This is a genomic window from Kineococcus lubricus (assembly GCF_050871965.1).
Taxonomy (GTDB): Bacteria; Actinomycetota; Actinomycetes; order Actinomycetales; family Kineococcaceae; genus Kineococcus.
The window spans coordinates 78,572-102,702 of sequence record NZ_JBJLSK010000001.1; the positions used below are offsets into that span (position 1 = coordinate 78,572).

Here is a 24,131-nt window from a genome sequence, read left to right on the forward strand (position 1 = left end):
CGCCCGGGGGACCCGCCATGATGGACGGGCCGTGACCACGTCAGCCCACTCCCCCGCCGACACCCCGCCGCGCCCCGCGCCGGGGTTCGACCACACGTGGGTCGTCGTCCCGCTCTACTGCGAGGCCACCGTCATCGGCGACGTGGTGCGCGGGCTGCGGGAGCGGTTCCGGCACGTCGTGTGCGTCGACGACGGCAGCGGTGACGACTCCGCGCGCGTCGCGCAGGACGCCGGGGCGGTCGTGGTGCGGCACGCGGTGAACCTGGGGCAGGGCGCGGCGCTGCAGACGGGCATCGCGTACGCGCTGCGGGACCCGCTGACCCGGTCGGTGGTGACGTTCGACGCCGACGGCCAGCACCGCGTCGAGGACGCGGTGACGATGGTGCAGCGGCTGCACGACGAGGACCTCGACGTCGTGTTCGGCACCCGCTTCCTCGACGGCCGCACCGAGCTGGACCCGCTGCGGCGCGCGGTGCTGCGCGCGGCCGTCGTCTACACCAACCGCACCACGGGGCTGCGCCTGACCGACGCGCACAACGGGTTGCGGGTGTTCTCGCGGCGGGGGGCGGCGACGCTGCGGATCCGGCACAACCGGATGGCCCACGCCAGCGAGATCGTGCACCAGGTGGGGCGCTCGGACCTGCGCTGGGCCGAGGAACCGGTGCACGTGCTCTACACCGACTACTCCCGCTCCAAGGGCCAGTCGCTGCTGAACAGCGTCAACATCCTCGTCGAGACGCTGCTGGGTTAGGGGTCGGGGTCGTCGTGCTCGCCATCCAGGTCCTGCTCATCGCCGTCGTGCTCGTCGTCGGGGTGCTCCTCGTGCGCAGCACCGCCGGGGCCCGGCACCAGGCGGTGCGCCGGCTGCTGCTGGCGGCGCTGGTCGCGCTGGCGGTCGCCAGCATCCTGGTGCCGGGGGCGGTGACGGCCGTCGCGAACGCCGTCGGCGTCGGCCGCGGCGCGGACCTGCTGCTGTACGGGCTGGTCGTCGCGTTCCTGGGGTTCGTGGTGTCGTCGTACCGGCGCTCGCGGGCGCTGGAGGAGACCGTCACGCAGCTCGCGCGGCGCCTGGCCCTGGACGAGGCCCCCACACCGGAGCAGGCCCGCCACCGCGAGGGTGACGGGCCTGCCGGGGACTGACGGGGGCGCTGCGGGTCAGCTCGCGGCGGCGACCGCGGCGTCGTAGGCGGCGCGGGAGACGGAGTTCTCGCTGCCGAACACGAGGACCTGGGTGATCGACTTGCCCCCGGCGGCCGCGTCGGCCTTGAGGACGTCGATGGCCCGCTTGGTGCTGTCGGGCAGCGAGCCCTTGGCGGTGAGCAGCATGGGGCCGCCGCCGTAGGCCATGAGCGCCGAACCCGACAGCGCGTCGGGCCAGTTCTCGCCGGTCGCGACGCCGAGGACGGTCGTGGCGTCGTCGAAGAAGGCGTTGGAGGTGAACTGCTGCGCGACGAGCGCGGCGGTCTCGTAGCGGTCGGCGCCGGCGAGCTGGGCCCAGCCGGCGGTGCTGCGCCCGACGGCGGTGACGGCGGTCCCGCCGACGGCGAGCTTGGTCTGGAACTGGCGCGAGGCCAGGTAGTTCGCCGTGGGGGCGCCGAGGTTGGTGCCGTCGCTGAGCAGGACGACGCCGATGCTGTGCTTGGTGTCCTTCTCCACGACGCCCATGAGGGCGCCGGCGGCGAGGCCGTCGGGGAAGTTCCAGCCGTTGACGACCGAGACGGTGGTGGCCGCGGGCAGCAGCTTGGCGATCTCGACGGCGGTGCTGAGCCGGTCGGCGCCCGAGACGCGCTGGGTCCTGTAGCCGAGGGCCTTGACGGCGTTCTCGACGTCGGCCGACAGCGCGTTGCCGTCGCCGAGCAGGTAGACGGTGCCGGTGGAGGCCAGGACGTCCTTGATCGCCGCGGCGACCTCGGGCTGCAGGGCGGTGCGGGACGTCATGAGGACGGGCCCGGTCTTGTCGGAGGCCAGCGGCGCGCCCGCGAGGGCGTCGGCGTAGGTGTCCGAGCGGGTCAGGACGACTGCGGCGGCCTTGCCGCCGGAGAACGACTTCGAGGCCGCGACGGCGGTGCCGACGCGGTCCGCCCCGTAGACCCGGGCCCCGGCGGCCTTGAGGTCGACACCGGGGGACGCGGTCGCCGGCGCGGCGCCGGCCACGAGGGCGGAGCTCATCGCCAGGGCGGCGACGAGGCCGAGGGTGCGGGGACGCAAGCGCATGGTGACCTTCCGGTGGGACGTGCCGTGGCTCCTGGTCTCGACCCCGAACGGCCGAATCTTGAGCCACAGAGTGTCACGACTTCTCCCGATCTTGGTCGCCGCACCGGCACGGTTACCCCGCTGCGGCCCTTCTCACACCCCGCGAACGGACGCAGGTGTGTTCACAGCGCGTACGGGTGGCTACTGTGCGCTCCATGCGGATGACTGTCATCGGGTGTGGGTACCTCGGCGCCGTCCATGCAGCGTGCATGGCCGAGCTGGGGCACGAGGTCATCGGGATCGACGTCGACCCTGAGAAGGTCGCGGCCCTGCAGGCCGCGCGAGCGCCGTTCTTCGAGCCGGGCCTGCCCGAGCTGCTGGAGCGCACCATGGCCACCGGCCGGTTGCGCTTCACCACCGACATGGCCGAGGCGGCCGGGTCGGCGGTGCACTTCGTGTGCGTGGGCACGCCGCAGAAGCGGGGCGAGTTCGCCGCGGACATGAAGTACGTCGACTCCGCCGTGGACTCCCTGCTGCCCCACGTGGGCCCGGGCGAGCTGGTCGTCGGCAAGTCCACCGTGCCCGTGGGCACCGCGGCCCGGCTGGCCGCCAAGGTCGCCGACGCCCAGCCCGCCGCGGCGCTGGCGTGGAACCCCGAGTTCCTGCGCGAGGGGCACGCCGTCGAGGACACCCTGACCCCCGACCGCCTCGTCTACGGCGTCCCCGGCGGGCAGACCACCGTCGAGGGCAAGGCCGCCAAGGCCCTGCTGGACGAGGTGTACGCCACCCCGCTCAAGCGCGGGACGCCGCTGATCGTCACCGACTACCAGACCGCCGAGCTGGTCAAGGTCGCCGCGAACTCCTTCCTCGCCACCAAGATCTCCTTCATCAACGCGATGGCGGAGCTGTGCGAGAAGGTCAACGCCGACGTCACCCAGCTCGCCGACGCCATCGGCCACGACGACCGCATCGGCCGCAAGTTCCTCAACGCCGGGCTCGGCTTCGGCGGCGGCTGCCTGCCCAAGGACATCCGCGCGTTCATGGCCCGCGCCGGGGAGCTGGGCGCCGACCAGACGCTGACGTTCCTGCGCGAGGTCGACTCGATCAACATGCGCCGCCGCATCCGCATGGTCGACCTGGCCCGCGAGGTCTGCGACGGCTCCCTCATCGGCAAGCGCGTCGCCGTCCTGGGCGCGGCGTTCAAGCCGCTGTCGGACGACATCCGCGACTCCCCCGCCCTCAACGTGGCCGCCCAGATCCGCCTGCAGGGCGGTGACGTGGTGCTCACCGACCCGGCCGCGCTGGACAACGCCCGCAAGGCCGTGCCGGACATCTCCTACGCCGACACCGTCGAGGAGGCCGTCACCGGCGCCGACGTGGTGCTGCTGCTGACGGAGTGGAAGGAGTACCGCGACCTGGAACCGGCCACGATCTCCGGCCTGGTGAAGGAGAAGCGGATCCTCGACGGCCGCAACGCCCTGGACCCCGGGCGCTGGCGCGCCGCGGGCTGGACCTACCGCGCCCTGGGCCGCCCCCGCTCCTGAGGCACCCCCTCACCCTCCCCGCGCCGCGCGTGTGCAGGGAGGGTGAGACTCGTGCGCACGCTCCCCGGTGAGGCGCCCCGACGGCCGTACGGTGGGGCCATGCCCGCTGAACCCCCCGAGCACGACGACCCCGACCGCGGTCCCGGGGACGCTCAGCGCTGGCACTCCACGACGTACGGCCGCCCGCACCGCCGCCCCGCGCGCCCCGTGCGGCCGGCGGCGCAGACCCCCGGCCGCGAGCAGCGGCTGGCCGAGCTGAGCCGCCCCGCCCCGGGTCCGCCCTCGTCCCCGCCGTCCACCCCTCCCCCCGCCCCGCGGACCGGGTCCCGTCCGGCCCGCTCGCCCCGCCGCGCCCGGGTGCGCCGCCGGCGCGTCCTGGTCGCCGTGGCCCTGGTGGCGGTCCTGGCGGTCGTCTACCCGGTGACCCTCGGCTGGCGGGCGTGGTCGGCGGTGGACCGGGTCGCGGCGGCCCCGACGGGTCCGCGCCCGGCCGTCACGCCCGGCACGACCTACCTCATCGTCGGCTCGGACTCCCGCGACGGCCTGAGCCCCGAGGAGATCGCCGAGTACTCCGCCGGCGGCGACGACATCTCCGGGCAGCGCACCGACACGATCATGCTGCTGCACGTGCCCGACGGTGGCGGCCCCGCGGCGCTGATCAGCATCCCGCGCGACTCCTACGTGCCCATCCCCGGCCACGACCGCAACAAGATCAACGCGGCGTTCGCGATCGGCGGGGCGCCCCTGCTGACGCAGACCGTCGAGGAGGTCTCCGGCCTGCGCGTCGACCACTACGTCGAGACCGGGTTCGGCGGGTTCGCGCGGATCGTCGACGCCCTCGGCGGGGTGGAGATGTGCCCGGCGGCGGCGGTCGACGACGTGCGGGCGGGGCTGGACATCCAGGCCGGCTGCCAGGACATGGACGGCAGGACCGCCCTGGGGTACGCCCGGTACCGCTACAGCGACGTCCAGGGCGACTTCGGCCGGGCGCAGCGCCAGCGCGAGCTCCTCGGTGCGATCACCGCGAAGGCCGCGAGCCCGGCGACGCTGCTGAACCCGTTCCGCGCCTACCCGCTGGCCTCGGCCGGCGGTGGCGCGATCACCGTCGACGACGACTCCTCGCTCCCGGAACTGGTGTCGTTCCTGCGCGGCATGCGCGCCGCGACCGGCGCCGACGGGATCTCCATGACCGTGCCGGTCTCGGACCCGAACTACCGCACGGGCCACGGCCTGGCCGTGAAGTGGGACACCGACAAGGCGCTGGCGATGTTCGAGGACCTCAAGACCGACGACACCGAGGCGCTGCGCTCCCTCACCGCCTGACCCCGGCGAAACCCCCTGCGCAGCACGAAACCCCCGCGATCAAGGACACAGGAGTCCTTGATCGCGGGGGTTTCGAGGGGGGTCAGAACTGCGTGACCGCGGTGAGCGCGTTCACGACGCCCTCGCCGTAGAACCCGTTGTCGTCGCCGCTGCCGGCGCAGGTCGCCGTCGAGATCAGCTCACCGGCCGTCGCCGACACCCGGCGGTAGGTGAACTCCGCCGGGACCGGGCACGGGGTGTCCGTGGCCGACCCCAGCAGGATCGACTCGGTGACGTCCGGGTCCAGCGTCAGCGTCCCCGGGTGGGCGGGGTCGCGCTCCCCGTACTCGCTGACGACGAGCGCGGCCACCCCGGCCGCGTGCGGGGCGGCCATCGAGGTGCCCTGCAGGTACTGGTAGTACGCGTCCTGCCCGTCGCGGGTGGTGACCTTCAGCACCGTGGCGGTGGTGGGCTCACCGTCCTCGTCGATGGTCCCGGCCGCCCGGCCGACCGACTCGGGGTACGCGGCGAGGATCATGCCCTCGGGCGAGACCCGCTGGTTCGGGGTGTCGTAGGCGTCGCCGCCGGGGGCCGACACGTCGGACTGCTCGGTGCCGTAGTTCGAGTAGTACGCCTTGCGGCCCGAGGGGCCGGTGGAGTTCACCGTCACGACGCCGTCGGTCTCGGCGGGCACGTTCAGGCAGGTGGCGTTGTCGATCGTGCGGTCGCGGGCGTCGACCGGGTTGCCCTCGGCGTCGACCGGGTAGTCGGGGCTGGAGGAGTCCACCCCGGGGGCACCGAGGTCGGTGGCCTCGTTGCCGCTGGCCGAGATCGGCAGGACGCCCTTGCCGCGGGCGTAGTCGACGGCGCGCTGGACGGCCGCGACGACGATCCGCTGCTGCTGCTGCTCGGCGGGCGAGTCGGCCGGGTTGGCCTGGCAGTTGTACAGCCACGGGTCGACGTAGAAGCTCATGTTCACGACGTCGACGCCGGAGTCGGCGGCGAACGTCAGCGCGTCCAGCGTGGGCTGCAGGAAGAAGTACCCGGAGTCCTGACCGGCGCGCAGGTTCACCAGGTTCACCTTCGGCGCCACACCGGCGATGCCGAGGCCGTTGATCGGGGACCCGATGGTGCTGGCGACGTGCGTGCCGTGGCCGTCGTCGTCGACGTCGACCGGGTCGACGCAGCCCTCGACCTCGCACTCGCCGTCGATGTCGGGCAGGTCGGTGACGAAGTTGCGGCTGCCCTCGGCGTCGAAGTTCGGCGCGATGTCGGGGTGGGTCCCGTCGACGCCGGTGTCGATGATCCCGACCGTCACCTTCTTGCTGCCGCGCTGCTCGGCGTAGGACCCCTCGGGAGTGGCGCCGATGGCCCGCATGTCCCACTGCAACGGGGCCAGCGGTTCCTCGGCGGGCCCGCGGGCCGCGAGCGACTTCAGCGTCGCCCGGCCCTCCAGGCTCGCGCGCTCGGCCTGCGACAGCTTCTCGACGTCGTCGGCGCTGACGACCACGTCGGCCGGGGCGCGGCCGATGCTGCGGTCGGCGGCGGCACCGACCAGGGCCGCCGCGCCGCCCGCGCGGTCGGCGAAGGCCGCGTCGGTGCTCTCGACGACGGCGTAGCCGACCTCGGGGTTGCTCGACACGACGGTGCCGCCGGCGGCGGTGATGGCGGTGCGCGCCTGCGCTTCGTCGACGCCCTCCTCGTACAGGACGACGTACCGGGTCGCCCCCGTCGCCCCCTCGGTGGTGGCGGTGGTCAGGTCGGAACTGGTCTGGGCGGACGCGGACTGCGTCACGGCCAGCGTCGTCGCGAGGAGCGCGGAGCTCATCGCGGCCGACAGGACGATCTTGCGCACAGGGCCTCCCTGCTCGGTGGTTCGATCGGGCACACTGTGGTGCACAGACTGCACACAGGCAACCCTTGACGCCGGGCAGAGTGCGCGGTAGGCCCCCTCAGCGGCGGGCCAGGTCGACCAGCACGTCGAACAACCGGCGGCCGTCCAGCCGCAGCCCGTCGTGCTGGTACTCGTTCGTCACGAACGTCCGCGCGCCCCGGACCGCCGCCGCGGTGGCGCGGGAGAACGCGTACGGCACGAACATGTCGTCGACGTAGACGGCCGCCGCGACCGGCACGGTGTTCTCCGCCAGCACCCGCCCGTCGTACAGCGGCGGCAACGAGTCGTCGGCGGCCAGCAGGTGCGCCGCCTCCCGCAGCGGCACCAGCGCCGGGTCCTCCTCGAACTGCCACGGGTAGACGTGCTCACCGGTGAACCGGAAACCCGGCGCGCCGGTGCGGAACCCCTCGAACTCCTCCCGGACCCGGTGCGCCGACCAGTTCGTCGCCGCCCCCTGGGCGTAGATGCTCTCGTGCAGCAGCGCGTACAGCGGGTGCGCCGCGAACGAGACGCGCCGCCCCACCTCCACCAGGAACCGCTCGCGCAGCCGGCCGCCGGGGGTGAACGGGTCCTCCAGCGCGAAGTGCAGCGCGTCGAAACCCGACGCCTGCCCCAGCGCGATGCCGATCGTGGCGAACCGGCGGGCCGACAGCCGCTCCCCCGTCGGCAGCAGCTCCTCGGTGCCCTCCAGGTGCTCGGCGACCCGCTGCGCCACCGCCAGGTCGCGCGGGTACCGGGCGGAGAACTCCGCGTTGCGGACGGCGGTCTGCGCGTAGGTGGCGCGGTAGACGTCGTCGGCGGTCGTGGTCAGCCCGGGCAGGCCGGCGGTGATGAACACCTCCCGCAGCCCGTGCGGGGCCTGCGACAGGTACGTCGTGAGGCAGAAACCCCCGTAGCTCTGCCCCAGCGCCGCCCAGGTGTCCCCACCCAGCGCGGCCCGCAGCAGCTCGGCGTCGGCCACGATCGAGTCGGCGCGGAAGTGCGTGAGGTACCGGGCCTGCTCGACCGGCGTCCCCGTCAGCGACTGCCGGTCCAGCGGCGTCGAGCGGCCGGTGCCGCGCTGGTCCAGCAGCACCACCCGGAACTCCTCCAGCGCCCGGTCCAGCCAGCCGCCCACGACGTCGGGCCGGGACGCGGGGTGCCCCGGCCCGCCCTGGAAGAACACCAGCCGCGGCGCGTCCCGGTGGCCGTCGCGGACGTACTCGCGCGCGAAGACCTCGACGGTCCCCGGCACCGCGCCGCGGTGGTCCAGGGGCGCGACCAGGACGTGCTCGTGCACGTCGTGGCCGTCGACGCGGTGGGACTCGGTGCTGACGGACGGGCTCGGGGTCGCGCTGGGGGTCACCGGCGCGACGCTACCGGGGACGGCGGCCGGGGACGGCGCGCCGTCAGCGGACGGGGGTCGGCCGGTCCCGGCCCGGTGCCGGCACGTCGTGGAAGGACATCACCCCGCCCGCGAAGGTGAAACCCCGCCCGGTCACCGCGACCTCCGAGACGGTGCCCTCCACGCGCACCCCCTCCCCGACGACCCGGACCCAGCCCGGCCACACGACCGCGGAGCCGACGACGCGCGCCCGGCGCGGCCGGGGCACGACCGGCGCGGGGTCGTCCTCGACCAGCTCACCCGCGCACTCCAGGACGCTGCCGTCGTCCAGCCCGAGCCGCAGGTACCCCCCGACGGCGTCGACCTCGCGCACCACCCGGCCCCGCCACGGCAGGACCCACCCGGGGTCGGGGGCCGGCTCGGGCGTCCCGTACCCGCCGACGAGCAGGTCCGTGCCCGTCGCGGCGCGCGCGGCGACGGCGTCGGCCTCCAGGAAGATCCCCGCCCCGGCGGGGTCGACGTCACCGCAGTCGACGACGACGAACTGGTCGACGTCGACCACCCCGCCCCACGCGGCGGCCTCGGCGAACAGCCCCGCCGGGACGACGTGCCCGTCCCCGGGGGCCTGCTGGAGGAGCACCCGGACCGTGAACCCGCGCCCGCGCAGCGTCGCCAGCGGCGCGCGCAGCGGGACGACCCGCTCCAGCAGCCGCCGCGTCGCGACCGTGAGGGTCTGCCCCGGCGGCGGGTCCTCCCGCAGCACCCAGCTCACCCCGCGCCGCTCGTCCTCGCGGTCGCCGCGGCACCCGACGACGTCCAGGACGTCGTCGAGCGTGGCGTCGCGCCGGCTCACCTGCAGCTCCACCGACGGACGCGCGGTCTGCCGGTACGGCCGGGGCGCACGTCTCACCCCCGAGCCATCGGACGGGCCGGGCGGGCGCTGAAACCCCCGCGGGCAGGACCACCGGATCAGCGCAGCCGTCGCCCGCCGGGCCCGCGCGACGTACGGTCGGGACGTGAAGCTCGCCGAAGCCCTGACCGAACGCGCCGACGCCCAGCGCCGCGTCGAGCAGCTGCGCTCGCGGATCACGGCGAACGCCCGCTACCAGGAGGGCGAGGAGCCGGCCGAGGACGCCGCTGCCCTGCTCGCCGAGGCCGAGCAGGTGCTCACCCGGTTGCGCACGCTCATCGCCCGCATCAACCGGACGAACTCCACCGTCGACCTCGGCCCCGACGGGACGATGACCGACGCGCTCGCCACCCGCGACGTCCTGCGGCTGCGGCACAGCGTGCTGACGTCGGCCGCGGACGCCGCGTCCGGTCACGGGGTGCGGCAGCTGCGCAGCGAGCTGCGGCAGCTCACGGCGCTGCCCGTCAAGGCCCTCCGTGCGCAGGCCGACGACGTGGCCCGCGAGCTGCGGACGCTGGACGGCAGGATCCAGCAGGCGAACTGGACGCACGAGCTGCTGGAGCAGGGGCCGGTGGGGAGTCGGTAACCGGACGGGAGCGGACACGACCCGACGGCCGGCGGGCATCCCGGCCGACTGCGGCAGGTGGTGGGCGACCTGGGGTTCGACTCCCCGAGCACCGAGCAGCCCTGCACCGCGCACCGGTCACGGTGCACCCGGTAGAGAGCACCACCGTGTGTCGGCCCGTCCGGTGAGGGTGGGTCAGGGGACCCCGCCGGGAACAGCAGGGTTACCCCTCCCGCGGGAGGGGTGGCCCTGCGGCAGGCGTCGAGCAGCGGCGTCAGGCGACTGCCCCCTCGACCAGCGCGCGTCGGCGTGCGTCCCGCAACCGGGCGACGATGGTGTCGACCTGTTCGTCGGCGAACACCGAGTCCGGGCCGTGCGGTGCCCGGTCGGTGAACGGTGGGGCGTAGAGGGCCTTCACCTCGACGATGCCGTTGGCGGTGAGGTGGTCGATGACGAGCTGCACGAACCGGACCTGGTCGACGCTGAAGGTCGTCTCGTCGAGGAACTCCGCGAAGAGCTCCGTCGCCGCCTGCCGATCGAGGCCGACGAGGGAGCGGATGAACAATCCGAGCCCTTGGGCCTCTTCGCTCGCCCGGGTGATGTCGGCGTCCTGAGCACCCGACTCCAGCAACATCTGTTCCAGCGCGGTGAGGTCGTCGGCGGTCAGGGCGATGTTGCGACGCAACCGTTGCAGCGCGAGGTGGTCCTCGTGCTGGCGCAGGTAGGCGGTCGTCTTCTCGCGGAACCGCTCCCAGTTCGTGCCAGGCGTGATGCCGGGGAGGTCGACGACGCTGTCCTCCCCCAGCTCGTCGGCGAAGTTGGTGTAGACGATGGCGCGCTGGGACTTCTCGATGAACTGCACGAGGTCCCGCACGCGCCGACGCACCCGCTCCAGGTGCGGGAGGGGTACGTCCACCCACCACTCGTCGCCCGCGACCTCGTCGAGCAACTGTGCCTGGGCGGCGACGACGGGGATGCTCGTGCGCGACAGCAGTGAGCTGGCGATCTGCTGGACCTGCGCACGGAGCCGGTCGAAGACGCCGACGTCCCCGTCGAGGTGGGCGAGCTGCAGACGCAGCAGGAGGAGGTCGAACCGCTTGGCGTTCTCCTCGTCCGCGCCCTCCGAGGAGGGCAGGCCGGCGAGGTGCTGGGCGATGTCACCGGCCCGGTCGGGGGTGATCGGCTGGTGCCACGTGTCCGGCTCCCCGTAGAGCTCGACCCACTCGCGCTGGGGACGGACGAGGAAGTTGTCGAGGTTCATGCCGGACACGTAGGAACGGCAGAGGTCAGCGGTGTCGGTCCGCAGCCCGCGTTCGTCCTGGTCGCCGCGCCCGAGAACGGGATCCGCCGGTTCCGGTCCGAGCTGACCGTCGAGACCTGCGACGAGCGACACCCGCGCCTCGAACAGCCGTTCCATCAGCGAGCGCTGCACGGACCCGCCCGTCTCAGGCAGGTCCTGCTGGAAGTACTCGAGGTTCCCGCAGAAGTCGAAGACGTAGAAGTCCGCCTTGTCCTGGCCGGGCCCGTAGAGGTCGGGGCGCAGACGGGTCCCGCGGCCCATCATCTGCCAGAACTTGCTCTTGGCGCGTACGGTCTTGAAGAAGACCAGGTTGACGATCTCGGGGACGTCGATGCCGGTGTCGAGCATGTCGACGGAGATCGCGATGTGGGGAGCTTTGTCGGGCTGCGAGAAGTCGTCGATGAGGTTCTGCGCGTAAGGGACGGCATGGGTGATGACCCGCGCAAAGTGCCCGGCCAGGTGGGGGTAGGCCTGGTCGAACCGTTCCCGGATGAACTCGGCGTGCTGCTGGTTCTTGGCGAAGACGACGGTCTTGCCGAGACGGTCACCGCCGGCGACCTTGCGACCGTCGGCCATGAGCTTCGCCAGGACCTTGTCGACGGTGTCGGTGTTGAAGAGGAACCGGTAGAGCTCCTCGGCGGCCACCGCGTCCGGCGGGTCGGCGTCCTCGCCCCACTCGGCGGCGTCCCAGTCGTCCTTCTCCTGCTCGCTGAGGGCGTCGTAGGTGATGCCGTGCCGCAGGAACTTCATCGGCACGGCGACGGCTTGAGCGGGGACGAGGAAACCGTCGTCGATGGCTTCGGCGAGGCCGTAGGCGTCGGTGGGGACGCCGTCCTCGAGGTGGAACAGCTCGTAGGTGTTGCGGTCCACCTCGTCCTTGGGGGTGGCGGTGAGGCCGACGAGGAGGGAGTCGAACCAGGCGAAGATGGACCGGTACTTCTGGTAGACGGAGCGGTGCGCCTCGTCGACGACGATGAGGTCGAAGTAGCCGGGCCCGAAGAGCCGTTCACCGCCGTCGGTGACGTCGATGAGGTTCATCATCGTCGGGTACGTCGAGGCGTAGACCCGGCCTTCGGTGATCTTCTCGGTGACGAGGTTGACGGTCGCGACGTTCGGCAGGTGCTCCTTGAAGGCGCCGACGGCCTGCTTGACGAGCGCGGTCCGGTCCGCGAGGAAGAGGACCCGCTTGACCCAGCCGGCCTCCATGAGCTGCTTGACCAGGGCGATGGTGGTGCGGGTCTTCCCCGCCCCGGTGGCCATGACGAGCAGGGCCGCCCGCTGCTTGCGGGTGAAAGCGTCGTCGATCGCCCGGATGGCGCGGGTCTGGTAGGGCCGTCCGACGATCGAGGCGTCGATGGCGGCCCCGGCGAGTGGGAGCCGCGTGGTGCGACGGGCGACCATGAGCTCAAGCTCGCTGCGGGTGAGGAAGCCTTGCAGCTTCCGGGGCGGGTAACCGGCGGCGTCGTCCCAGAGTTGGGTGACGTACCCGTTGGTGAAGAGGATGACGGGCCGGCGTCCGGTCATGGCCTCCAGGCAGTCGGCGTAGAGCTTGGCCTGCTGCTGACCGATCGCCGGGTCCTTCGTGGTGCGCTTGGCCTCGACCACAGCGAGTGGGAGGCCGTCCGCCCCCCACAGGACGTAGTCGACGTAGCCGACGCCACTTTCGTTGGGCATGCCGACGACCTCGAACTCGCGGTCGCGCTCGTCGTCGAGGCGCCACCCGGCCTCCGCCAGCAGCTCGTCGATGATGAGCGCACGGGTCGTGGCTTCGTCGTAGTCGCGGTCGTCACCGGCCGTCGATGCGGCCTTGGCGGCGGCGATCTGCTGGAGCAGGGCCGCGATCTCCGCGTCCTTGGCGGCCGCGAGGTCGTCCCGCTCGCGCAGCGCCTTAGCGTGCTCCTCGTCCTGCTGCTTGAACCTGGCCGCGAGCTTGACGACGTCGTCCCGGCTCAGCGGCGCCCGCTGCGCGGCGATGGTCGGGTCGAACGTCGCCTGGCGCGGCACCGCATCCGGGTTCGTGGAATAGCGGAACGCCGCCCACAGCATGACGTGGTGCAACTCCCGCACCACGTCGAGCGCAGTGCGCGGCGCAATCTGCTGGGTGTCGTGGACGGCACGGTTCCCGACCTTGCGCAGCAGGTTCAGCTTCTGGCCAATGCCGACCGTGATGACCTGCTGGAAGGCGGGGTCGTTCAAGCGGGCGGAGAAGTCATCGCGGTACGGGGCGGGGAGGCGGTTCAGCTCGTAGAGGTGGGTGACGAGCAGCTCGGCGGCGCGACGGGCGTAGAAGCACGCCGAGCGGGGGTCGGAGGCGAGGTAGGACTCGGCGCGGGTGCAGTCGCCGTGTAGGAGGAGCCACTCGGGGGCAAGAAAGGCGAAATTCGTCATGATTGGTCCAAGAAAACTTGAGCTCTCAAAGACGCGAGCAATGCCTGGGACTGCACGACAGCCTCAGTCGACTTGCGGTTCAAGACTTCAATTTGTTTCATGACGTCAGCCCAAGAATCCTGCAGGCGCTTAGGTGGCAGAGTAATTGGCAGTCGTCGAAGCTTCTCTCCAGTCAGGTGAGATATTGTCGCCGAAGTGACGTAATCTTTGAGCCCCCCACCCTTGGACAGAAATAGGAGCGTCCACGCCAAAAATTCAGGCAGAACAACCTCAAGGTCTGGCCGGACCCGATGAAGTGCTTTCTGAAATAACACATCACGCTTGTCGCCGTACCAAACTGCCGCTCGACCCGGCTCGCCGCCCTCGCAAACGAGGAGGTCTCCATCCCGCAAGGCCAATTCCCGAACTTCTTTCTCCGAGAATCGCATGGTCAGAAGGTCCGAAAGATCGAATGTGAACCAACGAACATTAGCATTGCGCAAATATGGACGCACAATACCGTCGTTCTGGCTATTTTTGTCCAGCATTTTCCCAAGACGAGTTTGAGCAATAGCCGAGAGCGGCGCTACTGCCCAGTTCGACTCATTACGTACAGGGTCACCGAAGTGCGCGTAATAGACAGACGCACTTAAGGCATCGCGGACAGCTCTAGCACGCTCACGCAACCTCACTACAGAGGCCGCCTTGTCGAGCATGGAAGCGATGCGCCGCTGCTCCATCACCGACGGAATAGGTATAGCAAGATTCAAGAGGGCATCTCGGCTGACTGTTGCTTGATTGACCCACTGCTTGCACATTCCTTCGAATACTCGACGCTCGAAGGTCCACTGCAACCAATGGGCCAGGTAACTGCTGTCGAGCCGTCGGTAATCAACGCGGAGCCGGAGAAAATGGTTACTGAAGACCATAGTCTCATCAAGGTGCTCCACCCTTACCGACTTCCCGACCTGATCGGGACTATTGGTCGCATTGAAGAGCACATCTCCGGCCAACACTTCGAATCTGGCCATGTCAGGATGGGCGTTCGCCGGCACTCGTCGTCTCTTCTCCAAATTTAGCCGGCCATGTCGGGTCACGTTGTTCATACGCAACTGAAAAACGCCATCAGGGTCCTGAGATCCGCACGCAAAACCGGACTGAGCGCTTACAATCAAGTCACCAAGAGAAACTTTCATGCCTGCAACATCCTTTTGAGGTCCTCAAGTTTCTGCTGAATTTCAGTTTCTAACGCGAACAACTCCTTGACGATCTCTCCCGGTTCGCGATGCTCAACGTTGTCGTGAACCACCTCCTTGTACCGGTTAACCGACAGGTCGTACCCCTGGGCCGCAATGTCCGACTTCGGCACGCAGAAGCTCTTTTCCGTCCGCACCCGCTCCCGCTCGCTCCTCTTCCGCTCCGCCCAGCGCGCAAGCACGTCCGGCAGGTCGTTCGCCTCGACAGGGTTGCGCTTGTCGTCCAGCGAGAACCCGTCCGCGGCGACGTCGTAGAACCACACGTCGTCGGTGCCGCCGGAGTCGGTCTTGGTGAAGAACACGATCGCCGTCGACACCCCCGCGTAGGGCTTGAACACCCCGGACGGCAGTTTCACAATCGCGTCGAGCTTCTGGTCCTCCACGAGGGTCCGGCGCAGCTCCTTGTGCGCCTTGCTGGAACCGAACAGCACTCCGTCCGGCACGATGACCGCCGCGCGACCCCCGGGCTTGAGCAGCCGCAGGAAGAGCGCGATAAACAGGAGCTCGGTCTTCTTCGTCTTCACGACGCGCTGCAGGTCCTTCGCCGTCGACTCGTAGTCGAGGCTCCCCGCGAACGGCGGGTTGGCGAGGATGAGCGAGTACAGCCCTTCCTCGTCTGAGGCCCCCTCGGACAGCGAGTCGCGGTAGCGCACGTCGGGGGCCTCGATGCCGTGCAGCAGCATGTTCATGCTGCCGATCCGCAGCATCGTCGAGTCGAAGTCGTACCCGTGGAACATGCTGTGGTGGAAGTGCTTGCGCTGCTCCGTATTCGTCATGATCGACGGGTGCTCGCGGCGCAGGTACTCCGAGGCGGCCACCAGGAAGCCGCAGGTGCCCGCGGCCGGGTCGCAGATCTCGTCGTCCGGTCTCGGGGCGGTCATGTCGACCATGAGCTGGATGATGTGGCGCGGGGTGCGGAACTGGCCGTTGACCCCGGCGCTGGCGATCTTGGACAGCAGGTACTCGTAGAGGTCACCGTTGGTGTCGCGGTCGACCATCGGGATGTCGTCGAGCATGTCGACCACCCGCGACAACAACGCCGGGGTCGGGATGGTGAACCGGGCGTCCTTCATGTGCTCGGAGTACGTCGAGCCGTCCACCCCCAGCCGGCGCAGGAACGGGAAGACCTGGTCCGCGATGAGCTGGTGCATCACCCCCGGCTCGAGGTCCTTGAAGCGGGACCACCGCAGGGCGTCCTGTCCCGGCTGGAAGATCGGCGACTCGATCGACTCTCCGGTGCGCTTGGCCATCTTCTCGTCGCGGGTGTGGATCTCGTCGAGGCGGCGGACGAAGAGCAGGTAGGTGATCTGCTCGATGACCTCCAGCGGGTTGGAGATCCCCCCCGACCAGAAGGCGTCCCAGACGCGGTCGATCTTGCTCTTGAGCTCGCCGGTGATCACCCACCCAATCTACCGAGCTGTGCCCAGCCGTGACCGAGCGTCGTGGCGTCAGGGCAAGATGGCGCCCATGCCGCGTCCGCAGCCGACCCTCGTCTTCCACATGACGCGGATCGAACGGCTGGCCGGCATGGTTCGGGAGGGGTTGCTGTCCGACACCGAGTGCCGACGCCGCGGGATCACCGGCGTCGGCATCGGGTACACCCACATAAGGAGCGCCGTGCCCGCCGCAGTGTCCTGTGCGGTGCCGGCGGCACCCTCGCGGACTACGTGCCGTGGTACTTCGCCCCGCGGAGCCCGATGCTCTTCGCGATCACGAAGGGACAGGTCGGTGAGGACGCCGCCCGGACGGAGGAGATCGTCTACGTGGTGAGCTCCACCCAGCGCCTGCGGGAAGCGGGCGCCACCGTCGTCGCGAGCGACCGGCACGCCGTGCTCCAGCTCGCGCGGTTGAGCGCGGACGACGCCGATCTCGACGGCGAGGACTTCGTCGACTGGGGGCTCATGGCCGCACGGATGTGGGCTCCGACCGCCGACCAACCTGACCGCAAGGAGCGCCGCCAAGCCGAGTGCCTGGCCCACCCGTCGGTGCCGTGGTCGGCCGTCCTGGGAGTCGCCACCCGGACGCAGGAGGCGGCGCACAGGGTGGAGACTGTCCTGCAGGACTGCGGCGTGGAGACGTACGTCCGTGTCCGACCCGACTGGTACTTCTGAGGGGGTGTCCATGTCCATCAGCGTGCTGAACGGCGACCTCCTGGCCCAGGACGTCGACGCCCTCGTCAACACCGTCAACACCGTCGGCGTCATGGGCAAGGGCATCGCCCTCCAGTTCAAGAGGGCCTGGCCCGAGATGTTCACCGCCTACGCGGCGGCCTGCGCACGCGGTGGGGTCCAGCCCGGGCGCATGCACGTCTGGGAAACGGGGGCGCTGACCGGCCCGCGGTTCATCGTCAACTTCCCCACCAAGCGCCACTGGAAGGACCGGTCGCGGATCGAGGACGTCCGCAGCGGTCTGACCGACCTGGTGCGGGTGATCGACGAGCTCGGCATCACGTCCATCGCCGTTCCGCCGCTGGGGTGCGGGAACGGCGGACTCGCCTGGAACGAGGTCGAGCCGCTCATCACCAGCGCCCTGGGTCCCGTCGCCGACACGGTGGACGTGCGGGTCTTCGCCCCCGCCGGGGCGCCGCCCGCCGCGGAGCAGGTCCGCCGCGAGCGCGCCCCGCAGCTCACCCCGGGACGGGCGGCCCTGCTCGCGCTCATGTCCTTCTACGAGCAGCTCACTTTCGAGCCCCCGACCCTCGTCGAGGTGCAGAAGCTCGCCTACTTCCTGCAGAACGCCGGCGAACCGTTGCGCCTACACTTCGTCCAGCACCGCTACGGCCCGTACGCCGACGACCTGCGGAAGTCTCTGCGGGCGATGGAAGGGCACTACATCAGCGGCTTCGGGGACGGCTCGGCCCGCGTCGACGAGGCAGAGGCGATTCAGGTCCGGCCGGAGACGGCCGCGGTCCTCGCGGACTACCTGGCCGAGCACCCCGAGACGGAGCGACGCATCCACGACGTGCTGACCGCCATCGAGGGCTTCGAGAGCACGTACGGCCTCGAGCTGCTCGCCACCGTCCACTGGGTCCTGCAGCACGACGAGGCAGCGGCGACCTCGTGGGGCGACACCCACACCAAGGTCCGGGCGTGGAGCCCGCGGAAGGCGTCGCTGTTCACCGCGCCCCACGTGGAGACGGCGTGGCACGCGGTGACCGAACGCCACCTCGTCGCCGCGGGCTGAGGCTCAGGCCCCGAAGCCCACCCCGCCGCGGCGCGTGCGCGCCCGCAGCTTCTCGCCCTTGTCGTACGCGGTCTGCCGCAGGGAGTCCTGGAACTCCACCATCCGCGCCCGCAGCTCGGGGTCGGCGGCGGCGAGGATCCGCACCGCGAGCAGCCCGGCGTTGCGGGCCCCGCCGATGGAGACGGTCGCCACGGGCACGCCCGCGGGCATCTGCACGATCGACAGCAGGGAGTCCATGCCGTCGAGGTACCGCAGCGGCACGGGGACGCCGATGACGGGCAGCGGCGTGACGCTGGCCAGCATCCCCGGCAGGTGCGCGGCCCCGCCGGCCCCGGCGACGACGACCTGCAGCCCGCGGTCGGCGGCCGCGGCGCCCCAGGCGACCATGTCCTGCGGCATGCGGTGCGCCGAGACGACGTCGGCCTCGTAGCCGACGCCGAACTCCTCCAGCGCCTTGGCGGCCTCCTCCATCACCGGCCAGTCCGAGTCCGACCCCATGACCAGGCCCACGCGAACGCTCACTCGTCGATCTCCCCCGCGATGAAGGCCGCCGCGTGCCGAGCGCGCGAGCGGACGGTGTCCAGGTCGTCGCCGTAGACGGTGACGTGCCCGAGCTTGCGGCCGGGCCGCTGCTCCTTGCCGTACAGGTGCACCTTGACGCCCGGGTCGTGCGCCATGACGTGCAGGTAGGACCGGTACAGGTCCTCGTGCCGCTCCTCGATCTCCTGCGGCCCCAGCACGTTGACCATGACCGTCCACGGCGCGCGGGGCGCGGTGTCGCCCAGCGGCAGGTCCAGGACGGCCCGCAGGTGGTTCTCGAACTGGCTGGTCACCGACCCGTCGATGCTCCAGTGCCCGGAGTTGTGCGGGCGCATCGCGAGCTCGTTGACGACGACGGAGCGCCGGCCGTCGCGCTCGACCTCGAAGACCTCCACGGCCAGCACGCCGGTCACGTCCAGCCCCCCGGCGATGCGCAGGGCGATGCCGGTCAGCTCCGCGGCCAGCTCGGGGGCCAGGCCGGGGGCGGGCGCGGTCACCTCGTGGCACACGCCGTCGCGCTGCACGGTCTCCACCACGGGCCAGGCCGCGGCCTGCCCCGAGGGGCTGCGCGCGACGAGCGCGGCGAGCTCGCGGGTGAACGGCACGTGCTCCTCGGCCAGCAGCCCACCGCGCCCGGCCCAGTCGGCCAGCCACGCCTCGGCCGTCGCCCACCGCTCGTCCTGCGGCGAGGACAGGACGAGGACGCCCTTGCCGTCGTACCCGCCGCGCGGGGTCTTCAGCACCACCGGCCACCCGGCCGTGGCCGCGAAGCCCTCGACGGCGGATCGGTCGGCGACGCGGGCCCACGCCGGGCACGGGACGCCCAGCTCGGTGAGCTTCTCGCGCATGACGACCTTGTCCTGGGCGTGCACCAGGGCGTCGGCGCCCGGCTGCACCGAGGTGACCTCGGCCATCGCCCGCAGCCCCGCGGGGGGGACGTGCTCGTGGTCGAACGTCACGGCGTCGCAGTCGGAGGCGAACGCGACGAGCGCGGTGAGGTCGTCCGCGGCGCCCACCGGCGCCGGGGTGATCACCTGCGCGGCGGAGACGTCGGGACCCTCGCCCAGGACCCGCAGCCGCAGCCCGAGGGCGAGGGCCGCCGGCTGCATCATCCGCGCCAGCTGCCCCCCGCCGACGACGCCCACGACGGGGAAACCGCCGGGACGGGCGTAGGGGGCGGGGTCCGGACGCGACGGCTCGTTCGACGGCTCGTTCGACGGCGTGGCCGACGGGGTGGTCGTGGGGGCGGTCACGTTCGTCAAGGGTAGTGGGTGGCGCGAGGCCCCCGGCCTGCCGATGGACCCCGGGATGCCCCGCCGCACCGGGTGGGACACCCTGGTCCCACGCCCCGCGGCCCGGCGGAGCGGCCCACGGAGGGGGAAGACGTTGTTCACCGTGATCGTCTGCGTGGCGTTCGTCGTCGCCGGTCTCGTCGCGGCGGTGAAGATGGAGGACCACCTGGCCCCCCGGCAGCCGCGCGAGGAGACACGCGTGGGCGCGGACCGGTGATCTGGAGCCGGTTCCCAGGCTGACGCGTCAGACTGCGTGGCCGCAGGACGAGTTGGCCACCACCGAGGGGACGCGAGTGAGCAGGGACGACCGGGACGGCACGGGTCTCGTGCGACGGCTGCGGGACACCTACGAGGTGCTGGCCCGGGAGGCGGCGAAGTTCGGGATCGTCGGCGCCGTCGCGTTCGTCACCGACTTCGGGATCTTCAACCTGCTGCGCTTCGCCGGTCCCGACGGGGTCGGCGTCCTGCACCACAAGCCGCTGACGGCGAACGTGATCTCGGTCGTGGTGAGCATCGTCGTGGCGTGGCTGGGCAACCGGTACTGGACGTTCCGGCACCGGCGGCGCGCCTCGGCCCCGCGCGAGCTGTTCCTGTTCTTCGTCATGAACGGCGTCGGGCTGCTCATCTCCCTGGTCTGCCTCGGGTTCACGTACTACGTGCTGGACCTGCGCGGCCCGGTCGCCTCGAACATCTCGGCCAAGGTCGTCGGGGTCGCGCTGGGCACGCTGTTCCGCTGGTGGGCCTACCGCCGGTTCGTGTTCGTCGAGGAGCTGCGCGAGGAGGGCTGGCAGGCCCACCCCGCCTCCACGGACGAGGCCGCCGAGGACCTCTCAGGCGGGACGCAGGTGGACGACGTCCGCCGCAGCCAGGCTCGTCCGGGCCCCGCCTGAGGGCTGCACGACCAGCCGGCCGTCGGCCTCCACGTCGACGGCCACGCCCTCCAGCGCCGTGCCGTCCGGCAGCTGGGCCCGCACCTCGCGGCCCAGGGTGAGGCTCGCGGCGCGGTAGTCCGCCAGCACCGGCTCCCCCGCGGCCCAGGCGTCCACCCGTCGCCGCAGCGCGCGCAGGTAGCGGCGCAGCACGGTGTCGCGGTCGCGGGCGCGGGCCCCGGCCAGCGCGATCGACGTGGCGGTCTCGACGGGCAGCTCGTCGGCGCGCAGCGAGACGTTGATCCCGGCCCCGACGACGACGCGGTCGGCGCGGGCCTCGCACAGGATCCCGCAGACCTTCCCGGGGCGGTCCGGGCCGGTGACCAGGACGTCGTTGGGCCACTTCAGGCCGGCCCGCACGCCGAGCGCGTCGAGGGTGTCGACGACGGCGAGGCCGGTGACCAGCGGCAGCAGCGGCCAGCGGTCCAGGGGCTGCGCGGGGCGCAGCAGGACCGAGACCGCCAGCGAGGACCGCGCCGGCGCCGTCCACGTCCGGCCGAGCCGGCCCCTCCCGGCGCCCTGGTGGTCGGCGACGAGGACGGCCCCGTCGGGGGCGGCCCCGTCGGCCAGGAGGTCGGCGTTGGTGGAGCCGGTGGTGGCGACGACGTCGAGCCGGCTCCAGGCCCGGGGCCCGACGAGCGCGGCGCGCAGCGCGGCCGCCCGCAGCGGGGGCCGGTCCAGGTCCGTCCAGGTCGGCGCGTCGGGCTGCTCGGGGGGCTCCACGCCCCGATTCTGCCCCGTGGATTTCGCCCACCGGGCAACCTGTGGTGAGGTGAGGCTCCCCTGACACGCGAAGGTAGGAGTTCCCCCGTGCCCACGACGCGCCGCACCGTGCTGTCCACCGTCCCCCTGCTCGCCGGCCTGCCCCTGCTGGGCGCCTGCGGCTCCGACGACGCCGGCGACGAGGCCGCGAGCACCCCCGCGGCGACCACCGGCGACGGGGGCGCGTTCCCGGTGACCATCGAGCACGCCCTGGGCTCGACCACGATCGAGGCCGAACCGCAGCGGATCGTCTGCCTCGGCTGGGGCTCGCAGGACGTCGTCTGGGCGCTGGGCGGGCAGCCCGTCGGCATCCCCGAGATCACCTACGGCGGCAACCCCGACGGCACCCTGCCCTGGTGGGAGGGGCACTTCGACGCCGACGCGACGACCTTCCTGCCGAACCCGACGTCGGGTGAGCTGCCCTTCGAGCAGATCACCGCGCTGACCCCGGACCTCATCCTCGCCGTCTACTCCGGCATCACCGCCGAGGACTACGCGACCCTGAGCAAGATCGCCCCCACCGTCGGGTACCCGGACCAGCCGTGGCTGACGAGCTGGCAGGACCAGACCACGCTCGTCGGCAAGGCCCTGGGCAAGTCCGCCGAGGCCGAGGAGCTGGTGGCCGACGCCGAGGACGACCTCGCCACCCGCGCCGCCGCCACCCCCTCGCTGAAGGGCAAGACGTTCAGCTACGTCTACGTGACCCCCGAGAACCTGTCGGTCTACCTGCCGGGCGACTCCCGCGTCGACACCCTCCACGAGCTCGGCCTCGTCGACGCCCCCGGCATCACCGCGCTCGCCGACGCGCAGGACGTCTTCTACACCGAGCTCGCCAAGGAGCGCGTCCGCGACGTCGACAGCGACCTGATCGTCGGCTACGGGACGCTCACCCGCGACCAGCTGCGCGCCGACCCCGTCTACGCGACCATGCCGGCCGTGGCCGCCGACGCCGTCGCCTGGATCGACGACGAGCAGCTCGTCACCGCCACCTCCGCGACGCTGCTCAGCCTCCCCTGGGCCCTGGACCGGCTGGTCCCGCTGCTGGACGCCGCCGCCGCGAAGGCTCCCGCCACGACGTCGTGATCACTAGGGTCGGGGTGTGAGCGAGCAGCAGCGGCGGCCCACCGCGATCGACGCGGTCGCCGAACGACACCTCGAGTCCGTGCTGCGCCTGCAGCCGTCCTTCGCGCTCAGCCTGGGGGTGCCCGACCCGGCCCCCGGGCTGGGCGACCGGTCCCCCGCCGGGCTGGAGCAGGTGGCCGACGCCGCCCGCGCCACCCTGCGCGAGCTGGCCCGCACCCCCGTCGAGGACGACGTGGACCGGGTCACGGTCGCGGCGATGCAGGACCGGCTGGGCCTGGAGGTCGCGCTGCACGAGGCCGGGGAGCTGCTGGGCGACCTCAACGTCATCGCCTCCCCCGTGCAGGACCTGCGGATGGTCTTCGACCTGCTGCCCACCGACACCGACGCCGACCGCGCGCTCGTCGGCGAGCGGCTAGCCGCCGTCCCCGCCGCCGTCGCCGGCTACGTGGAGTCGCTGCGCGCGGCGGCCGCCGGCGGCCGGGTCGCCGCGGCCCGGCAGGTCGAGGCGTGCGCGGTGGAGGCGGCCGGGTACGCGCGGGGGTTCTTCCCCGACTTCGCCGCGCAGCACGGTCTCGGCCCGGCGGGGGACCTGGCCGCGCGGGCGTACGCGGAGCTGTCGGAGTTCCTGCGCACCGAGCTGCTGCCGCAGGCCCCGGCGGCCGACGCGGTGGGCCGCGACCGGTACGGGCTGTGGTCGCGGTACTTCGTGGGCGCCGACGTCGACCTCGACGAGACGTACGCGTGGGGGCTGGAGGAGGTCGCGCGGGTGCGCGCCGAGATGGCCGACGTCGCCCGGCAGGTCACCGGCACCGGGGACGCGGCGGCCGCGGCCGCCGCCCTCGACGCCGACCCCGACCTGGTCGTGGAGGGCGCGGCGAACTTCCGCGCCTGGATGCAGGACCGGTCCGACCGGACCGTGGACGCGTTGCAGGACAGGCACTTCGACATCCCCGCCGCGATCCGCCGGCTGGAGTGCCGGATCGCGCCGACCACCAGCGGCGGGATCTACTACACGGGCCCGAGCGAGGACTTCACCCGCCCGGGCCGGATGTGGTGGGCGGTCCCGGCCGGGCAGACGACGTTCTCGACGTGGCGCGAGGCGACGACCGTGCACCACGAGGGCGTGCCGGGCCACCACCTGCAGATCGGCCAGACCGCCGTGCGCAGCGAGGTGCTGAACCGGTGGCGCCGGCAGGGGTGCTGGATCTCCGGGCACGGCGAGGGCTGGGCGCTGTACGCCGAGCGCCTCATGCAGGACCTGGGTTTCCTGGAGTCCCCCGGGGAGGTGCTGGGGATGCTCGACGCGCAGCTGCTGCGGGCCGGGCGGGTGGTCCTGGACATCGGGTTCCACTGCGGGCTGCCGGCCCCGGCGGAGGTCGGCGGCGGCGCGTGGACGTACGAGAAGGCGTGGGCGTACCTGCGGTCGGTCTCGGGCAACCACCCCGACGTCCTGCGGTTCGAGCTGGACCGGTACCTGGGCTGGGCGGGGCAGGCGCCGAGCTACAAGGTCGGCGAGCGGCTGTGGACGGCGCTGCGCGACGACGTGGCGGCGGCCGAGGGGGCGGCGTTCGACCTCAAGGCGTTCCACCGCCGCGCGCTGGACGTGGGGTCGGTGGGGCTGGACGTGCTGCGCTCGGCCCTGCTGCCCTGACCCCGCGTCCCCACGAGCCGGGCCCCCGGGCCGGCG

Annotated in this window: 20 protein-coding genes; 10 read left to right on the plus strand and 10 right to left on the minus strand. The window is 72.0% G+C overall.

Annotation, left to right across the window (positions count from 1 at the left end; genetic code table 11):
* Window positions 1–31: 31 nt before the first annotated feature.
* The gene (locus ACRYRX_RS00365) at window positions 32–751 is read left to right on the plus strand and encodes a glycosyltransferase family 2 protein (protein WP_432509789.1); all 720 of its coding nucleotides are present in this window, start codon (window positions 32–34) and stop codon (window positions 749–751) included.
* A 14-nt stretch (window positions 752–765) separates the two neighbouring features.
* Window positions 766–1,140, plus strand: coding sequence for a DUF2304 domain-containing protein (locus ACRYRX_RS00370; RefSeq protein WP_432509790.1), 375 nt, complete (start codon window positions 766–768; stop codon window positions 1,138–1,140).
* 15 nt (window positions 1,141–1,155) lie between these two features.
* On the opposite strand, the gene ACRYRX_RS00375 is transcribed toward ACRYRX_RS00370, so the two are convergent.
* Window positions 1,156–2,214: a cell wall-binding repeat-containing protein gene (locus ACRYRX_RS00375; RefSeq protein ID WP_432509791.1), complete on the minus strand. Its 1,059-nt coding sequence runs from the start codon at window positions 2,212–2,214 to the stop codon at window positions 1,156–1,158.
* Between the two features lie 194 nt (window positions 2,215–2,408).
* On the opposite strand from ACRYRX_RS00375, the gene ACRYRX_RS00380 reads away from it, so the two are divergent.
* Complete coding sequence (locus tag ACRYRX_RS00380) at window positions 2,409–3,737, plus strand: UDP-glucose dehydrogenase family protein (RefSeq protein WP_432509792.1); 1,329 nt, start codon at window positions 2,409–2,411, stop codon at window positions 3,735–3,737.
* Between the two features lie 99 nt (window positions 3,738–3,836).
* Window positions 3,837–5,060, plus strand: a complete 1,224-nt coding sequence (locus ACRYRX_RS00385) for an LCP family protein (RefSeq protein WP_432509793.1) — start codon at window positions 3,837–3,839, stop codon at window positions 5,058–5,060.
* A gap of 82 nt (window positions 5,061–5,142) precedes the next feature.
* Here the strand turns inward: ACRYRX_RS00385 and ACRYRX_RS00390 are convergent, their stop codons facing one another.
* The 3 genes from ACRYRX_RS00390 to ACRYRX_RS00400 form a co-directional block, all read right to left on the minus strand.
* Entirely contained in the window at window positions 5,143–6,894 is a 1,752-nt protein-coding gene (locus ACRYRX_RS00390; RefSeq protein WP_432509794.1) for a S8 family serine peptidase, read from the minus strand.
* Window positions 6,895–6,991: 97 nt separating this feature from the next.
* Complete coding sequence (locus ACRYRX_RS00395) at window positions 6,992–8,278, minus strand: alpha/beta fold hydrolase (protein WP_432509795.1); 1,287 nt, start codon at window positions 8,276–8,278, stop codon at window positions 6,992–6,994.
* A gap of 43 nt (window positions 8,279–8,321) precedes the next feature.
* Window positions 8,322–9,110: a hypothetical protein gene (locus ACRYRX_RS00400; RefSeq protein WP_432509796.1), complete on the minus strand. Its 789-nt coding sequence runs from the start codon at window positions 9,108–9,110 to the stop codon at window positions 8,322–8,324.
* Window positions 9,111–9,273: 163 nt separating this feature from the next.
* On the opposite strand from ACRYRX_RS00400, the gene ACRYRX_RS00405 reads away from it, so the two are divergent.
* Entirely contained in the window at window positions 9,274–9,753 is a 480-nt protein-coding gene (locus ACRYRX_RS00405) for a DIP1984 family protein (protein WP_432509797.1), read from the plus strand.
* Window positions 9,754–10,006: 253 nt separating this feature from the next.
* Here the strand turns inward: ACRYRX_RS00405 and ACRYRX_RS00410 are convergent, their stop codons facing one another.
* From ACRYRX_RS00410 to ACRYRX_RS00420, 3 genes are all read right to left on the minus strand, one after another.
* Window positions 10,007–13,420: a DEAD/DEAH box helicase family protein gene (locus tag ACRYRX_RS00410; RefSeq protein ID WP_432509798.1), complete on the minus strand. Its 3,414-nt coding sequence runs from the start codon at window positions 13,418–13,420 to the stop codon at window positions 10,007–10,009.
* Window positions 13,417–14,430: a restriction endonuclease subunit S gene (locus ACRYRX_RS00415; protein ID WP_432509799.1), complete on the minus strand. Its 1,014-nt coding sequence runs from the start codon at window positions 14,428–14,430 to the stop codon at window positions 13,417–13,419. Before ACRYRX_RS00415 ends, ACRYRX_RS00410 begins: the two co-directional genes overlap by 4 nt.
* Window positions 14,431–14,591: 161 nt before the next feature.
* Window positions 14,592–16,055 carry a type I restriction-modification system subunit M gene (locus ACRYRX_RS00420; protein WP_432509800.1) on the minus strand — a complete coding sequence of 488 codons (1,464 nt, stop codon included), beginning with the start codon at window positions 16,053–16,055 and terminating at the stop codon, window positions 14,592–14,594.
* A gap of 159 nt (window positions 16,056–16,214) precedes the next feature.
* Here ACRYRX_RS00420 and darT point away from each other — a divergent pair, with 159 nt between their 5' ends.
* Together darT and darG are read left to right on the plus strand one after the other, a co-directional pair.
* Entirely contained in the window at window positions 16,215–16,766 is a 552-nt protein-coding gene (darT, locus tag ACRYRX_RS00425) for a type II toxin-antitoxin system toxin DNA ADP-ribosyl transferase DarT (protein ID WP_432509801.1), read from the plus strand.
* A gap of 10 nt (window positions 16,767–16,776) precedes the next feature.
* Entirely contained in the window at window positions 16,777–17,838 is a 1,062-nt protein-coding gene (gene darG, locus ACRYRX_RS00430; RefSeq protein ID WP_432509802.1) for a type II toxin-antitoxin system antitoxin DNA ADP-ribosyl glycohydrolase DarG, read from the plus strand.
* A gap of 3 nt (window positions 17,839–17,841) precedes the next feature.
* On the opposite strand, the gene purE is transcribed toward darG, so the two are convergent.
* Both purE and ACRYRX_RS00440 read right to left on the minus strand, forming a co-directional pair.
* The gene (gene purE, locus ACRYRX_RS00435) at window positions 17,842–18,360 is read right to left on the minus strand and encodes a 5-(carboxyamino)imidazole ribonucleotide mutase (RefSeq protein ID WP_432509803.1); all 519 of its coding nucleotides are present in this window, start codon (window positions 18,358–18,360) and stop codon (window positions 17,842–17,844) included.
* Window positions 18,357–19,523, minus strand: a complete 1,167-nt coding sequence (locus ACRYRX_RS00440; protein ID WP_432509965.1) for a 5-(carboxyamino)imidazole ribonucleotide synthase — start codon at window positions 19,521–19,523, stop codon at window positions 18,357–18,359. Before ACRYRX_RS00440 ends, purE begins: the two co-directional genes overlap by 4 nt.
* A 440-nt stretch (window positions 19,524–19,963) precedes the next feature.
* On the opposite strand from ACRYRX_RS00440, the gene ACRYRX_RS00445 reads away from it, so the two are divergent.
* Window positions 19,964–20,560 carry a GtrA family protein gene (locus tag ACRYRX_RS00445; RefSeq protein ID WP_432509804.1) on the plus strand — a complete coding sequence of 199 codons (597 nt, stop codon included), beginning with the start codon at window positions 19,964–19,966 and terminating at the stop codon, window positions 20,558–20,560.
* Here the strand turns inward: ACRYRX_RS00445 and ACRYRX_RS00450 are convergent.
* On the minus strand, window positions 20,501–21,322 hold the full coding sequence (locus ACRYRX_RS00450) for a biotin--[acetyl-CoA-carboxylase] ligase (protein ID WP_432509805.1): 822 nt from the start codon (window positions 21,320–21,322) through the stop codon (window positions 20,501–20,503). The genes ACRYRX_RS00445 and ACRYRX_RS00450 overlap by 60 nt on opposite strands.
* Window positions 21,323–21,409: 87 nt before the next feature.
* On the opposite strand from ACRYRX_RS00450, the gene ACRYRX_RS00455 reads away from it, so the two are divergent.
* Both ACRYRX_RS00455 and ACRYRX_RS00460 read left to right on the plus strand, forming a co-directional pair.
* The gene (locus ACRYRX_RS00455) at window positions 21,410–22,444 is read left to right on the plus strand and encodes an iron-siderophore ABC transporter substrate-binding protein (RefSeq protein WP_432509806.1); all 1,035 of its coding nucleotides are present in this window, start codon (window positions 21,410–21,412) and stop codon (window positions 22,442–22,444) included.
* Window positions 22,445–22,460: 16 nt separating this feature from the next.
* Window positions 22,461–24,095, plus strand: a complete 1,635-nt coding sequence (locus ACRYRX_RS00460) for a DUF885 domain-containing protein (protein WP_432509807.1) — start codon at window positions 22,461–22,463, stop codon at window positions 24,093–24,095.
* Window positions 24,096–24,131 lie beyond the last annotated feature (36 nt).